Raw genomic sequence first — 15,628 nt, forward strand, 5'->3', positions numbered from 1 at the left:
AATTGTAGAATATGATGAATTAATACACCAAGGAGGTAGAAAAACAATGAAACTTACGCACAGTTGTATTATTACTGAAAATGTAAAAAAATTAAGCGATTTTTATAAAGAGGCATTACAGATTGAACCACAGTCCTATGGAGATGATTATGTTGAATTTCCAACTGATGGTGGAGTTCTTTCTTTGTTCAGTTTTAAAGCACATGAAGAGCTTGCAAAAGGCTCAACAATACCATCATCAAATAGATGTCTTGAACTTGAATTTAACGTAGATAATGTAGATGATGATTTTGCCCGTTTAGAACAATTGAATGTGGAGATAGTAAAACCACTTACAACACAGCCATGGGGAAATCGTTCATTCTATTTTAGAGACCCAGATGGCAATTTAATAAATTTTTATACTCGCACAAGGTAGAAATTACTTGAATAAACTAATACACAATTTTCATAAAATGTGCATTAAGGGAACTTTAATGAGTTCCCTTAAAAAATTGCATATTATCAATATATTCTTAAACATAGCCTATATCTATAAAAGCTGCATCACATATCTTATCAATAAATAAATTCCCAATATGGTAAAGATAATGATTGTGCCAATAGAGCAAATACATCATACATTATGTAACTATACTTAGTTTAATTCATAATTCTATGAATATGTAAAATAGGAGGTAATATAAATATTATGAATGAAAAACAAAGATCTATTTTAAATGAATTGTTGTCATACATAGATTTAAAATATAATAGCATGTTTTTAGATTTAGCTGAATATGCCATAAGTCTTGGCTATACCCCTGTGAGAAACAAAACCAGTGATGTCAGCATTGATTTTCGCAAAAATAAATTTAAAAAGACAATTTTGAAAATGGAAGTTAATGAGCAGAAACATAATGGATATAAATTTGGTGAAAGAAATATCCCCGGTTTAAGGCTTCGTTTCTTTGCTGTAAAGGAATACTCCGATATTTTCAGTAATGGAATTCAAAATGTTATTGAAGAATATGATGGGAGATATACTGGTTGTTATGGATGTGGCAGATGTGATGGATCGGAAGGATACAATTTTATTTATCCAGATGGAAGAAAAGTTTATCGCTGTGGGAGTGAACTTATATCAATTTTTGATTTTACAGAAAAGCATATACCTGAAATAAAAGAACTATTAAGAATACAAGATGCTTACTATGTTGAAAAACTGGAAAACTGACATAATTTCAATTATGAATTGCATGAATTGTATACACAAAATACTTTATTTATAGGGAGGTGAATGAAATAAAAGATAATCCTAAGAAAGCCAAAATAACTCTACTCATTTCTGGATCCTCAGTCATTATTTCTTTACTAGGAATTATTATTGCTCTAATGAACCTAAGATTTTCAATTACTCACGGAAAGCCAACAGGTAGTGCTATTACATCGTTTTGGTGTGGTGTTACAGTATTTCTAGCATGTATAACTCAATTTATAGTATATAGAAATAAATATAAGAAAAATTCAAAGTAAGGAAACTTTTCTTACTGGTACATGATTTTCTTATATTATTGCTTTTAACCAATATCTATATGTTAATGAAATATTACGAATTATAGTTCCACTTTAAATTTAGATATCTGGAGGGATACAATGAAATTTAAGAAGCTCATTTCAATTATTATTATTCTAATTGTCTTATATATTCCAGCATGGTTCATCTATACTAGATTCTGTTTACCACAATATAAAATGAATGATAATACAATAACTTATAAGGAAAATGTTTATATTCGTAATGATTCAACCTCTTCATTTGATATAAAAAATGTTGGAAAAACAATAGGTATTGCTATATACAAAAAGAGGACTTTAAGTGACTATATCTGGCCATTTTGGATAAGCGAATTTAAAGATGATAAGGAACATAATCGTATCTTTGTTAGAGGGCTAATGGATTTAGGAAGTGTGTATGAAAAAAAATAAAATACCATTTTTGTTAATGGTATTTTATTTTTAGGCTATGTTAAAGAACTATGTTGAAAATTGATTACGACCCGTAAAATTGGGTATAATAACACAATACAAATGATTATGGAGGTCTTATTATGCCAACTGTAGAGTCTGTTAAAAAGGATATAGAGACTTTGGGAATAGCAGGAAAAGAAGAAATTCTACAATATCTTGAAGAAGTATTTGTGTTAGGCTCATTTGCTACATAGGTTACGAATGAGGTTAAAGAAAACAGGCGAAGCGTTTTTTAGGGAGTCCTTCAAAGGAAACCTTATTACTGAACTTATATGTAAAGGTAGAATGAAGCATACAGATTTAGAAAGGCTCTTTAAGGATAGGTTTGAGGATGAAGCAATCCTTTGCACAGACTCCCACAAGAGTTATATTAAGTTCGCACAAAATTTAAGTGTTCAACTTCAACAAATCAAGCGTGGTAAACATAAGGAAGGAATATATCATATACAGCATATTAACGCTTTCCATAGCAAATTAAAGAAATGGATGGATAGGTTTAATGGTGTTGCAACTAAATACCTCGCTAACTATATGTATTGGTTTAAGTGGCTTGAAATCTTTAACACAGAGAAAGATACTATAAAGAGTAAAAACCTATTGGTACAATCTCATACATCTCATATTGATACAAAATTAAAGAATTTTAAATTTAGAGAAGCAATTTACGTGTGATTGTGCTAAATATTTGAAATTATACTACAATATGCTATATAATTATATGAAAGTTATATATACAAAGATGGGGGTATCCAATAATGAGTAATATTAATCCATTTGATAAGTGTCCAGTTTATGAAACCAATAACTTAATATTTACAAAAGTTAAAGTGGAAGACTCAATAGACTTATTTGAGTGCTATTCTGACCCGATTACTAAAAACCGTATGAATAATGATAATTGTGGCGGTGTATGGGATACACGCAATATTGACGCTGTAATAAAGGGTATTAAGGGATGGGAGCAAGAATTTGACGATAGATTTTATATAAGATGGAGTATTAATCATAAGCAGACAAATAAGATAGTAGGCACTATCGAAATAGCACCTGTTCCTAATACAACAAGATTTTGGGATGGTGCTTGTCAGACTGGTATATTAAGAATAGACATCATTTCATCTCTTGAAAATAAAATAGTTTTATCTGAAATTTTAAGAATGGTTTCTGATAATTTTTATGTAGACTTTGATATTAAAAATATCATCATTAAAGCAACTAAAGACGATGGAGAAAGAGTTTTAGCCTTGGAGAATAATAGTTTTGACAAATTAGAGAACAACACCTTTCCTTATAGTGATTATTATATAAAAAGAAAATAATACATAATGGCTTATATATACTATACCTAATGACACAAAATTTTTAATATACAAATATAGGAAACTCATTTCAGAGTTCCCTAAAATATATGTCATTATCAACACTTTTCTTAAACAGAGCCTATTTTTAATACATGATATATTATTCAACCAGCATTCTATTAAGTTAAATCATTATATTGAAATTAAGTGGTTAGTCATTCTTATAACTTCAACTTCTGTTTTGAATTCATATGTGTAATAATAACTGCAATAGCAATTCCCATTGCAACCCAAGGAAATGCAGCACTAGCAAAATCCAATATCATTTTACCTCCTAATCAATACTTTTAAGTAAATCCATACTTGCTTTACTTAATTTGTATTTATAGAATTATATAATAATTCAAATTCATCTATCATTTTATAATTATTCGATAATCAAAGCTTCTAGAATTATTGAATACCTAAGTTAATATTTGAAGTTTGAGTCTCATAATTATAACTCAAGACATGCTTCAACAGAAAACCAGAACAAAGCCTCTCTTACAAACTTTCTGTCAACTTCACTTCTCCCATCCCATTCTTCGCAGCTGATATCGTCACCTCCGTATATCATCTGTCCGAATACAACCTTTCTATATTCTGCTACAGCACAAAAAGCTGAACATTCCATTTCTACAACTAAGCAGCCTTCTTCTTTTCTTTGTTTCATCTTATCTATAGTTTCCCTGTAAAAAGAATCAGTGCTCCAGGTCTTAGCAAGTAGATAACTACATTTGTGTGCCTTCAAAACCTTCTCAATTGCTGTTACTGCTTCACTATTAACATAAATTTCTCTGCTTGGCTCAACATAATGATAAGAAGTTCCTTCATCTCTAACAGCTGCATTAGGTACTATGATATGCCCTGCTGCAATATTTTTATCTAAGACTCCACCACTACCACAAGAAATAAACTTTCTACCACCTAAAGCTATAACCTCCTCCATAAGCGCAGTTCCAAGTGCTGCCCCTACTCCTGGATGAAATACTGTTACCCTTTTATTTTCATACTCTAATTCATAAATTTGATGCTTACCAATTTGAGAATAAAGGGGTCTAATCTCTTTAAGTTTCCCGTCTCTAACTAATTTTTCAATTACTTCACTATAAAAGCACATTACAACTCTATCAGACATATCTATCTTCTGTATAAACTTTGATGGTTCAATAATATTAGCTGAAACTCCATCAAATTCAAGTATAGGAAACTCTTTTTTAATCATAATAAATCCTCCATTCTCATATCAATATTAATTTGGACTTGCATCATCCTCGTTTACTTATTTAACATCATACCATATTATTACAAAACATAAAACATATCACATAGAACAGCAAAAAACAGTCAGTAACATTACTCCTAATAGAAATAAAATGCTACTGACTGTTTTATATTAGATATTCAATTATTTTATCATATATCCTCTGTATTTCAATTACCATATTTCCTTGCTTTTTTTCAATCACTTCTTGCTGATTTTCAGCTGTTATTGTGATTTTGTTCTCGTCTATTTCTATATAGATATCTATCAGCTCTATATCTAAGGCTTCCTTTTTGTTATCCTTACGATTTACAATATTATCATCAACAATTCCAACTATAATAATATCTGAATTATATTTTCTATATACAGTAGTCAAATAGCTATTTAAATTAATCCCCTGTGGAATATACTCTAATCCTTTTAATTTACCAATAGCCTCATTAGAAATAGCTGTAGAATTATACCCTTCTTTCTTAAACCTAGCACTTATTTCAGCTATGGTAATAATCAGCTCTGAAGAATTACTTCCGTAAAAATACACCAAAGGTATATCAAGTTCTTCTTCCTTCTTCAACTGCCTGCTTATAATTTTATTGTAAGCCTCTGTATACCAAATACTATTTTTGCAATTTTCTACTTCTATAAAACCAATTGAATTACCTTCTTCTTTATATATAAATACCACATTCTTATCTAATTCTTTGAAATAATTAAACAACTCTTTAATGTATCTCTCAGTAATATACAGAGATTTTGAAAATACTAATATCACATTTTTGAAACCACTTAAATAATCCAAGTTTTTATTGAACTCATAGAACACATATGTTATTAAATCTAATTTATTGACCACAATTACATTTACACTTGATGTTTTTTCGTACCATAAAGTATTATTTACTTCCTCTCCAGCGATGCAGATATTTATTATAATTTTATCCGTAATCCAATCTAAGTCTAACTTTAAGTATGGGTTATACTTATCTAGAGCATTGCTTTTATCACCTTGCTGCAGCGTTTCTTTTATTTCTTCGAAGGTAATATGATTTTTATCACTGACTGTATTGCATACTAATGCTGTTACAGCTGGAGCTGCATAGCTATTACAAAAGAATGTATCTTGTTCATATCCAAAAACATCTGATAAATGATGCCTTGAACTTGCCAGTATATCAATCCCATCAAAAGGATAGCTTATAAACTTATATTGAAGTTCTGTATACTCTTCTTTACCCCGAACTCCAATAACATTAGTTAGACATGCTGGATATGTAAAAGTATTTTTGTTATTACTGGCCCCAATTATGATAATACCTTTTTCATAAGCAATGTTTATACAAGCTCTCACTTCTTCAAAATCTCTATAATCAATGGTGCCAAGACTCATATTAATTATCTTTATATGATTTTCTACACACCATTCTATTGCCTTTATTAATTGCTTTTTTTCACATTTCATTGTGCTATCATTTAATATTTTTATGCTACTTAATTCTGCACTCTTTGAATATTTTTTTATAATAGCTGCACAGGTAGTTCCATGACTAGGTAAGTATTTATTATAATCTTTCCTTACAATTACAGCCAAATCACTTTTTATCTCTATATTATGTTTTAGATAACCTACATTATAAAACTCTTCGTTTATACCATCATCAATAATAGCAACGGATACTTTTTCTGATACCATACTTTCAACAACCCCATTTTGCGTTTATATGATTGCAGCCCTTCGCAATCAAATTTATATTTATAAATTGAAGTGCTTCATCTTTATCAAGTTATTTATATCTATCAACTAATATATTTTTCCGCTTGTAAATTAAACAGGTATGCGTACTTCCCTTTCAGTTTTATAAGACTTGAATGCGAGCCACTTTCCACTACTTTTCCATCGTCTAAAACTATTATCTTGTCTGCCATTACCACATTAGATAACCTATGAGATATAAAGATGGCTCCCTTTCCCTTACAAAGCTCAGCAAACATTTTAAAAATATGGTGCTCTGATTCTGCATCCAAAGCCGCTGATGGCTCATCCAAAATTATTACATCACCATCTTTAAAAAAAGTTCTAGCAATGGCTAGCTTCTGCCACTGGCCTCCTGAAAGCTCTTGTCCTTCTTCCTCAAATTCTCTTGTTAAAAAGGTGTTTAGGCCTGCATCAAACTTGTTTACTACACTGTCAAACCCACTTTTTTTACATGCATCTTTTATTCTACTCTCATCATCTTTATTTTTAAGATCTGAAAAAACTATATTCTCCTTAACTGTAAAAGCATAGTTTGCATAATCTTGAAACATAACACTAAATCGACCTCTTAGACTTTCTAACTTGTACTCTTTTATATTAATGCCGTTGATTAATATTTCACCTTCAGTTGCCTCGTAAAATCTTAACATTAATTTAATAATAGTTGATTTACCTGCACCATTAATTCCAACTAAAGCTGTCTTCTCCTTTGAATCTATGGTAAAGCTTAGATTTTTTAATATAAAGCTATCGGAGTTAGGATACTTAAAAGCTACATTGCGAAATTCAACAAAAAAGCTCTTATCAACCTTCTTGTCTCCTAAATCCTGTATTGTGTTTTCCCAAGCTAAGAATTTTCTAAAATTATCTATTCTTAAAGTTTCATCAAATATCCTAGAAAAGGTGTAAACCAATAAGAACAGTGCGCCAATCATCTCTCCAAAATATCCAGTATATAAATTATAATCTCCTATTGTAAGTTTCCCATGAATTATATTAATACCAACATAATACATCATTCCGGCATAACATATTTCAGGCAGTGTTGAAACTACACATACAAGAAATGCTTTTTTCGATATTATATTTTTCTTTCCGGCAAACCATTTTGCCCAAGATTTTTTATATTTGCTTATCATCTCATCTCCGAGATTATAAATACGCATGTCCTTGGCAAATAATCTATTTGAAAAAATATTTAATATATATCTATATTTTCTCTCTTCTGGTACTGTATCTCTTTGCCAATTATACACTTTTTCTGTGTATCTTTTCTCTATAATCATCGATGGTATAATAGCAAATATCAATAATATGGCAAAGACAACATTTAAGTTACATAATAAGATAAAACAAGTAATTAGCTTGAATACAGAACTAATTCCCTGCATAATACTCCAGATATACATCTGAACAAACATTGAGTCTCTATTTGCATTTGTTATTTCATCGTAATATTTGGTCGAATCAAAAAAACATAAATCCAAGGAAATTGACTTTTTACCAATCAAGATATTAACATGATTAGTTATATAGTCATTATGTAAACCTGAAGAAAATTCTTTTATTTTTTCCATGACCTTTGAACAGGCTTGAACAGCTGTAAGTTGTATTATTAGTCTTATAAATCCCTCTACACTATCCGCTTCTCCTCCACCACTTACTAGTTTTACCAACAAATCCAGTATTTCTTTACCTAAATAAATATTGATAAATGGGATTACAGAAGACGCTAGCTCTAAAACTATTCTTAAAGCTGTAAAAACCTTTGAAGCCTGCCACGAAATCTTCATACAAAATATAATTGAATTTACTGAAGTAACTATCATAGGCATTATTTTTTTAGAAAACTTCATCAATGCTCACTCCTTTCAATAGAGGAACCCTTTAATAAGAGAAAGTTAGCATTACCCTCCATGAGGATAACACTAACCTATAACTATAATCCTTTACCGCATTAAATCCATCTTAATCTCAAATGAGAAGCTTATGGACGATTGTTCATATAGGTATTTGGAGTATTGTTATTATAAGAAGTAGAACTATTAGCTGGACTAAATGTAGCACTGAAGCCTGAATAACTTGTACAAGTACATGAACATGTGCAACTACAAGAACACAAACAAGTGTTATAAGCTTCTACACTTTCGCTAGTCATATAGATTTTTTTGCCTAATTTCTTCATTTCTCATCTCTCCTTAACTAAAATTGTGCCATTCATTATAAAACCTATTTTTATGATTTCTACAATCTCGGGGAGGAAAGTTTGAAAATATAAGTTCTATAATGAAGTGCTAAAGCTGTAACAATTCAATCCGAAATCTATTTTTAAAACTCTCACGATTTCTGGTGAGAGAATTTAAAAATATAAATTCTATTTATGAAGTGATACATCTATATATCAACATAATAATGATAATATTTCTTTGTTGTAACTTAAATCAAGAATATTATGGACGGTATCCGCTAGCAAGATTCATACTGCTTGTTTTACCACTGTTTGGAGTACTATTTGGGCTAAATGAAGTATTGAAAAGTGTAGAGCTTGTACATGTACAAGAACATGAGCAGCTACAATAGCAGTTGCATGTGTTATAAGCTTCTATAGTTTCATCAATCATTGATATTTTTTTACCTAATTTTTTCATAATATATCTCTCCTCTATAAAAAATTTAATATATATCAAACCAAAGGTTAAAGTTTAAATTAATCTCCTCCCTCTCTTAAAATAAAATATAACCTTAGGATTGTACCAATTTTTTCAGTTTTCACTTTCATACACCTGCAAAATGCTATCTGCAATTCCAGCAAGTGTTTTAAACGAACCATCTAAAATATGTTCTTGAGGTATCCTTAAATTAAACTCTTTTTGTACTTCAAAAAATAAATATATAAGCTCTCTTGGCGTAAATCCAAACTTACTTCCAAGAATAAGCTCATTCTCCCAACTAGGGGAGATCTCTTTCACAGAAAAATTAAATCTTCTCTCGATAACCTCTGATAGCTTATCAAGAACCTGTTGCTTGTCCAAAGTCTTCTCTAATATTGCCTCCATTATATCCCTCCTATACTTATCTGTTCTCTATCTCCATATTTTGATAGAGTATCAATCAAATATTCAAGCATTTTCTCGCTATGAGAGCTATTTAGTATATTAAATACTGGCTTAATAGTATTCATGTACTCATTTTCTATAACTTTGTCTATATCCAAAGCACTAAAATAGTCTAAGCAAATCTTTCGCCTATCATTAGATGCCCCATAGTCAACGCGCGCAGAGGATAAATTAAAACAATCTACCTCAAAACCATATTTATACTTAAAAGATGTCTTCAGCATTTCAAAATATCTAGGATACATGATTTCAAATAGAATGCTTATAATTGTAAAATCAGGAGTGAGTGCTTGAGATATAAGAAATGCAGTAACTGCAAAATTGTTTGTTAGCTTCTTATTAAACGGCATTAAGCCACCAGGTATTCCAACAATAATCAAATCCGGATTTTCTGTCTTTTCAATTTCTTTTATGTATCTGTTAAAAGACACAATTTTTTCTTTTTCTCCTATATCACTTTTAAACATAAAATCAGGTATAGAATGAAAATCGAATAATTCACAATAACTTTTTGTACCTACCTGACTTACTTTATAACCTTGCTTTATAAGCTTTTCTCTTAAGGATAATTGAATCTCAAATTTACTTGTATTCTCAGTTAATCCACCTACAAAAATAACTGGAGTTTCAATTTCAAGTAGAGTTTCATCATAAGCACCAACTGAAAAATTCGATGTTCTTTCTTTCACATATCTAAAGAAACTGTTTTCACTGCAATATTCTTCTTGCAATTTCTTAATTGTATCTTTATCAAGTTCTGTTGCACATACAACTTCTTTACCAGCTGCTATTGCTTTATGGATATTAGCAACGATTCTATTTTTCAACTTTTCATTATTGTTGTAATCCATTATAATAACTGCATCACACTCTTCTAATGCCTTTTCAAAATCTCCACTGACTTTTATACCTATATTTTCTCCCTTATCAGCTTGTCCAGCATCTTCTTCTATGATTCCCCATCCCTTAGGTGACACTAAAGAAACTACTTCATAATCCTTCAATAGTTCTTTATGTCTTACAAGTGATGCTGCTTCTCTGCCATAAGGATAAATTATTGCTCTCTTTTTAGTTACTACCATAAAAATGCTCCTTTCATGTTTTGTTATTAAGGATGAAACACTTCAATGCGAAATCTTTTTCAAAACTTCTCTGGATTCTGAGAAGAGTTTTTGAAAAAATAAATTTAATTACGAAATGGTTCATCAATCTTTTAGAAATACCTCTTGAACTTCGCTTACCATCAAATAGTTTCTAAGTAAGCTCTCTACATAATTTCTTACACTGCTACAACTATTTTTCTTTAGTTCTACCGAAAGCTCCTTGCTGTTATCAGCCTGCTTTGCGCACATCACACAGTGAGAGATAGCCCAACAATTCTTGCAGGAATCACCAGTTAGCTTTGCTACATTTAATAGATTTCTAGACTTCTCAATGTCAAACCCGTCTTCTATATTTCCTATACCCATAACTTCAGAAAGCTCGCTTACTCTCTCGCAAGGATAAAAGTTCCCTTCTGCATTAATAAACAATCTCTGTGCTCCTGGTATACAAGGCCCACCATGTGACATAACCTCAGACATTACAGTACCTTTCGATAGTTTGTCCTTTAGCTGCTTTACTTCATCAACTTCCTTCATTGCAATTGGAGAAACCGCATCTTTATCTAATTCACCAAAGTAATGTAAGTATGCTTTAAATACTTCATAACCTCTCTTGCTTATAAAATCCTCTTCCAAATGAATTTTTCTATTTGAATAGGCATCATCTATCACTGTAGACATTATGTTATTCTCTTTAAATAAGTCATAATCTGTAAAAAGGCTGTTTATACAATCAAAATCATTGCTAGGATCTAAAACCATACTAAAGGACAACTTCTTAAAATATTCTGGATACTTTTCTCTAATCTTTAGAAGATTTCTTTCTACTACATCGAAGGTTCCACAACCATTAGCTGCGAATATCCTATTTTTATCCTGTATTTCCTTTGGTCCATCAAGACTGATCATGGTATGAATATCATGCTCTATTAGGAAATCTATTATCTTATCAGTAAGCAAGGACCCATTTGTAGTTATAGTGAAGGAAAGGTCTTTTCCCTCAAACAGATCTTCGGCATACTCAACAGATTTTTTAATTAACTCAAATTCTAAAAGTGGCTCTCCACCATAAAAACCAATGTTAACTTCCTCTAAATCTCTTGAATGATCTAGTAAAAAATCTATACCTTTCTTTGCTGTTTCAAAGGACATACTCTTTAAAGAATGGGTTCTCTGCTTACCATTAGCTGTCTCTGAATATACACAGTATGCACATCTAAAATTACATTTTTGAGTTACTTGCAAGGTTATTTTTTTTACCTTGTGCCCTAAGCTATACTCAAGAAATCTATCTTCCGGATGAACAATTTTCTTTGGCCTTTTCGAAGATAAAAGTCCTTCCTCTTTTAGATTTCTAATAGTTACTTCAATTTCATTTTTGACATCGTTTTCATCAAAGACATCAGTTCTCCCATCCTTGATAGCTTTAAAAACCTCTTCTTTAACCTTAATGACGGAATTGGTATTCACGTCAAATATATAGCTCCCATAAGGAGTTTTTATTGGGTGAATAAATGGTTTTTCATTAGTCATGCTTAAAACCTCCTAAACTAAAGTTTTTATATTTTGAGTAAGGCACTATTTTTTGCTATTGACTTTTTCTTGTCATATGTGAGGAATCTCACAAGCGAATATTTTTATTTTTATATCTTTAATGATTATCTTTATATCTGCTTAAATTTAGTACTTCACGGATTTTCCTTCATTATAATTTCTAAAGAATAAAAACTTTCATAAAAATCTACAACTTGTTTCATTTATTCACTCACGTTATACAGTTAAACACATATTGATATTTTTATTTATTGTTATTTTTCACAAAATTCATGTTATGTTACTATTTTACATGTATGAAGTTAACCAAAATTATCATATATTGCTATCTTTTTGTATTTTTGGTGATATAATTTATAAATAAACGCCTTCATGTCAAATTCTATCAAAATAAAATTTATATTTTTCTTCACATCTTTATATCGATATCACGTATTGAAGTAGTTTATCTTTTCTAAGAAAAGATATACCTTTCAAAATATGCTTTGAGGTGAGTTTATTAATGACACAAGAAACTCTTAAGATTATAAAAACGGTTATAGACTATGTAGAAGTAAACTTAAAGAACAACATTACCCTTGATGACATCTCCCAGAAAGCTGGTATCTCAAAATATCATTTACACAGAATCTTTAAATCAATAACCGGCAGTCCTTTGATGGAATATTTCATAGGAAGAAAATTATCTGAATCTACTAGTGAGCTTATTAATACAGAGTTGAAGATAATAGATATAGCCCATGAATATGGCTTCGAATATGAACCAAATTATATTCGGTCCTTTAAGAATCAATTTAATGTGAGCCCTGCAAGATTTCGAAAGGAAAAAAAGGCAATAAAAATCGTAGACAAAATAGACCTAAATCCTATTAATTATATAAAAGATGGGATTATTCTGGAACCTCAGATAGTTATTAGACCACCAATCTATATAGTAGGTCAACTACATAAATTATATATAGGTGATAACTGCCAAGGCTATACTGCAAGCAAAGTTGCTTCAGAATTTTATTATAATCATAAACATAATATAAAAAACGCAAAAGGAGGCGAATATATAGGGCTGACAAGGTATATTGATAAAAATTATTCTTATTATCAACCTTCTATAGAAGTGGAGAACTATAAAAAAATACCAAGTAGCATGACAGTAGACACCATCGTCGGCAATAAATATGCAGTATTCAAGTATATCGACTTATGCGATATTAGCGAAATAACAATTAATAATATCATAGAAATTTATGATTATGTTTTTAATACTTGGCTTGGTCATTCAGGTTATGAGCAAAGTCATTCCTTTCACTACGAAAGCATTCGTGAAGAAAATCTAAGAGCTGATTATTGCGAAGTAGATATATTTGTTCCAATTAAGAGATGTATTTAATCAGACAAAACTTTCAACCATCTTAATTATACATATGAACTCAATCTTATTACTTTTCACTATCTACACATCCTTTGCAAATATTCAAATTCCTTCTATAAAATCTAGTATATACTTCAGCCGAATCTACAATAACTTCCATAATTTCATCTAGATAAATATTACCTATGAAAAACTAATAAATATAATGAAGTGTCCACTATAAATACCTTTAAATATCTAGATTTATCTAACTCAAAAATTTTATGCTTTCCTTTACAGTAAAAAAAGACTCCAAGTTTTTTGAAGCCTTTTATAATCTACTTTTATTAACAAGTTTCCTTTTTTATTCTATTCACTTATATTAGGCGTCTTCACAAGCCTCAAAAGTGCAATCACGATACCTGCTATTGCAATTATTGATCCAATCTTATAGGTGAAACTCATTGAACCTATAAAAAGCTCAGGATTTCCAGAAGAAAGAGCTGATACATGACTTCCAAGCTTTGAGCTCATATGACTATAGAATATAGCTACTGAAATAGAAATCCCACTGGTCATTCCTAAGTTTCTTATAAGAGAGTTCATACTTCCTGATATGCCCAGTTTATCTTTAGGAACTGAAGACATAACCCCTGCATTATTTGGAGACTGAAATAATCCATAACCACAGCCTAGTATAGTCATGCTTACCATTATAGCAAAATAAGATGAGTCTAATCGTAAAAAGGACATTGTAAATATTCCAACACAAGTAAACGCAAGTCCTATAAAGGTAGGAATTTTATAGCCTATTTTATCACATAAGATTCCGCTTAGTGGTGCCATTACAGCTGCAGTTACAGGATAAACCATCATTATAATCCCTGCTTTTTGAGGAGAAAAGCTCAATATATGCTGCAGATAAAATGGTTGTATTATATTAGTAAAATAGATTACACAGTAGGAAATAAATGCGCAAAATATCCCTGCACTAAATAGATTATTTTTAAAAAGAGTAAAATCTAGCATCGGAACCTTTGTATTTAATTCTATATAGCAAAAAGCTGCAAAACTTAATACGCATACTACGAATCCTAAAACTATCGGAAAACTGCTCCACCCAAATACTTCACCATTTAAAAGTGATAAAAAAAGTGTCGCTACAGTAAGTACAAAAGTAATCATGCCTCTAAAATCAAAAGGTTGTTTATTATTCTTAAGCTCTTCCTTTGGCACATATCTTACACCAGCTAGATAGGCAATTATACCAATTGGGATGTTAATTAAGAATATAGTTTGCCAGTTAAAGGTTCCAACAAGAAATCCACCTAGAGGAGGCCCAGTCATAGTACCTATTGCAACTACTGTTCCTAGAATCCCTGTTGCCCTTCCCCTTTCCTTCAGTGGAAATACCATTGTAATAATGCCAAAATTGCAAGCCATCATCATAGCCGCTCCAAGTCCTTGTATCATTCTAGCTCCAATTAAAAAAAACATGGTTTTTGAAAAAACACATAACAATGATCCTAGCGAGAATATAAGAAATCCATTTTGATATATATTTTTCTTGCCTTTCATATCAGCAAGTCTTCCAAACATAAGCACAAGAGTTGAAATAACTAAAAGATAGCTAGTTACCACCCACTGTATTGCTCCTAAATCTACTGACAAAGAGGCTGCCATCTTTGGTAACGCTACATTAACTATATTAATATCCAAGGTAGTCATAAAGGAACCAACCAATATTACTATTAGAGTCTTCCACTTTCCTTCCTTCACTTTGAAGACCTCCATAAATTGTTCAGTACTATAATATTAAAAATTTACTATTTTGATACCAATACTTGGATTTAAAATATATAGAAAATAATTCTTAAAAAATAAAAAAGACTTCACATTCATGAAGTCTTTTCCGTATCATTAAGATACTAATTACCTAGCAACCACCTACTCTCCCACACAGTCGCCCATGCAGTACCATCAGCCGTCTAAGTCTTAACCTTCGTGTTCGGTATGGGTACGGGTGTAACCCTTAGACGCATCATTACTAGATCTTGAAAGATTATTCTTTCAAAATTGCACTTAAGTTAACTTTGTAATAATTTGTATTGGTCAAGCCCTCGACCTATTAGTATCG

At 30.6% G+C, this 15,628-nt stretch carries 15 protein-coding genes, 1 rRNA gene and 1 pseudogene; 7 read left to right on the forward strand and 10 right to left on the reverse strand.

Annotated features, from left to right (window positions below; genetic code table 11):
- The first annotated feature begins 46 nt into the window (after nucleotides 1–46).
- The 6 genes and pseudogenes from J3477_RS19085 to J3477_RS19110 all read left to right on the forward strand — a co-directional run bounded on the left by J3477_RS19085 (nucleotide 47) and on the right by J3477_RS19110 (nucleotide 3,329).
- A complete protein-coding gene (locus tag J3477_RS19085; RefSeq protein ID WP_206871527.1) occupies nucleotides 47–418 on the forward strand; it encodes a VOC family protein in 372 nt (123 codons plus the stop codon).
- A 273-nt stretch (nucleotides 419–691) separates the two neighbouring features.
- Entirely contained in the window at nucleotides 692–1,216 is a 525-nt protein-coding gene (locus J3477_RS19090; protein ID WP_206871528.1) for a hypothetical protein, read from the forward strand.
- Nucleotides 1,217–1,275: 59 nt separating this feature from the next.
- Nucleotides 1,276–1,515, forward strand: coding sequence for a hypothetical protein (locus J3477_RS19095; RefSeq protein ID WP_206871529.1), 240 nt, complete (start codon nucleotides 1,276–1,278; stop codon nucleotides 1,513–1,515).
- 120 nt (nucleotides 1,516–1,635) lie between these two features.
- A complete protein-coding gene (locus tag J3477_RS19100; protein WP_206871530.1) occupies nucleotides 1,636–1,968 on the forward strand; it encodes a hypothetical protein in 333 nt (110 codons plus the stop codon).
- A 288-nt stretch (nucleotides 1,969–2,256) separates the two neighbouring features.
- A pseudogene (locus J3477_RS19105) lies at nucleotides 2,257–2,682 on the forward strand (IS1595 family transposase); the annotation flags it as partial.
- An 83-nt stretch (nucleotides 2,683–2,765) separates the two neighbouring features.
- Nucleotides 2,766–3,329, forward strand: coding sequence for a GNAT family N-acetyltransferase (locus tag J3477_RS19110; protein ID WP_206871532.1), 564 nt, complete (start codon nucleotides 2,766–2,768; stop codon nucleotides 3,327–3,329).
- 478 nt (nucleotides 3,330–3,807) lie between these two features.
- Here the strand turns inward: J3477_RS19110 and J3477_RS19115 are convergent, their stop codons facing one another.
- From J3477_RS19115 to ccpM, 8 genes are all read right to left on the reverse strand, one after another.
- Nucleotides 3,808–4,575: a nucleoside phosphorylase gene (locus J3477_RS19115; RefSeq protein ID WP_206871533.1), complete on the reverse strand. Its 768-nt coding sequence runs from the start codon at nucleotides 4,573–4,575 to the stop codon at nucleotides 3,808–3,810.
- 166 nt (nucleotides 4,576–4,741) lie between these two features.
- The gene (locus J3477_RS19120) at nucleotides 4,742–6,307 is read right to left on the reverse strand and encodes a S8 family serine peptidase (protein WP_206871534.1); all 1,566 of its coding nucleotides are present in this window, start codon (nucleotides 6,305–6,307) and stop codon (nucleotides 4,742–4,744) included.
- A gap of 104 nt (nucleotides 6,308–6,411) precedes the next feature.
- Nucleotides 6,412–8,226, reverse strand: coding sequence for an ABC transporter ATP-binding protein (locus J3477_RS19125; protein WP_206871535.1), 1,815 nt, complete (start codon nucleotides 8,224–8,226; stop codon nucleotides 6,412–6,414).
- A gap of 131 nt (nucleotides 8,227–8,357) precedes the next feature.
- A complete protein-coding gene (locus J3477_RS19130) occupies nucleotides 8,358–8,555 on the reverse strand; it encodes a CLI_3235 family bacteriocin precursor (protein WP_206871536.1) in 198 nt (65 codons plus the stop codon).
- Between the two features lie 265 nt (nucleotides 8,556–8,820).
- Entirely contained in the window at nucleotides 8,821–9,018 is a 198-nt protein-coding gene (locus J3477_RS19135) for a CLI_3235 family bacteriocin precursor (protein ID WP_206871537.1), read from the reverse strand.
- Between the two features lie 114 nt (nucleotides 9,019–9,132).
- The gene (locus J3477_RS19140) at nucleotides 9,133–9,426 is read right to left on the reverse strand and encodes a peptide maturation system acyl carrier-related protein (protein WP_206871538.1); all 294 of its coding nucleotides are present in this window, start codon (nucleotides 9,424–9,426) and stop codon (nucleotides 9,133–9,135) included.
- Complete coding sequence (locus J3477_RS19145) at nucleotides 9,426–10,568, reverse strand: TIGR04066 family peptide maturation system protein (protein WP_206871539.1); 1,143 nt, start codon at nucleotides 10,566–10,568, stop codon at nucleotides 9,426–9,428. Before J3477_RS19145 ends, J3477_RS19140 begins: the two co-directional genes overlap by 1 nt.
- Nucleotides 10,569–10,691: 123 nt before the next feature.
- A complete protein-coding gene (ccpM, locus tag J3477_RS19150) occupies nucleotides 10,692–12,122 on the reverse strand; it encodes a Cys-rich peptide radical SAM maturase CcpM (RefSeq protein WP_206871540.1) in 1,431 nt (476 codons plus the stop codon).
- Nucleotides 12,123–12,645: 523 nt separating this feature from the next.
- Between ccpM and J3477_RS19155 the strand changes: the two genes are divergently transcribed.
- Entirely contained in the window at nucleotides 12,646–13,530 is an 885-nt protein-coding gene (locus tag J3477_RS19155; RefSeq protein WP_206871541.1) for an AraC family transcriptional regulator, read from the forward strand.
- 330 nt (nucleotides 13,531–13,860) lie between these two features.
- Here the strand turns inward: J3477_RS19155 and J3477_RS19160 are convergent, their stop codons facing one another.
- Together J3477_RS19160 and rrf are read right to left on the reverse strand one after the other, a co-directional pair.
- Nucleotides 13,861–15,270 carry an MFS transporter gene (locus tag J3477_RS19160; protein ID WP_228731315.1) on the reverse strand — a complete coding sequence of 470 codons (1,410 nt, stop codon included), beginning with the start codon at nucleotides 15,268–15,270 and terminating at the stop codon, nucleotides 13,861–13,863.
- Nucleotides 15,271–15,425: 155 nt separating this feature from the next.
- A 5S ribosomal RNA gene (rrf, locus tag J3477_RS19165) occupies nucleotides 15,426–15,543 on the reverse strand.
- Nucleotides 15,544–15,628: the final 85 nt, after the last annotated feature.

It is taken from the genome of Clostridium zeae, from assembly GCF_017312485.1.
GTDB lineage: Bacteria > Bacillota > Clostridia > Clostridiales > Clostridiaceae > Clostridium_AR > Clostridium_AR zeae.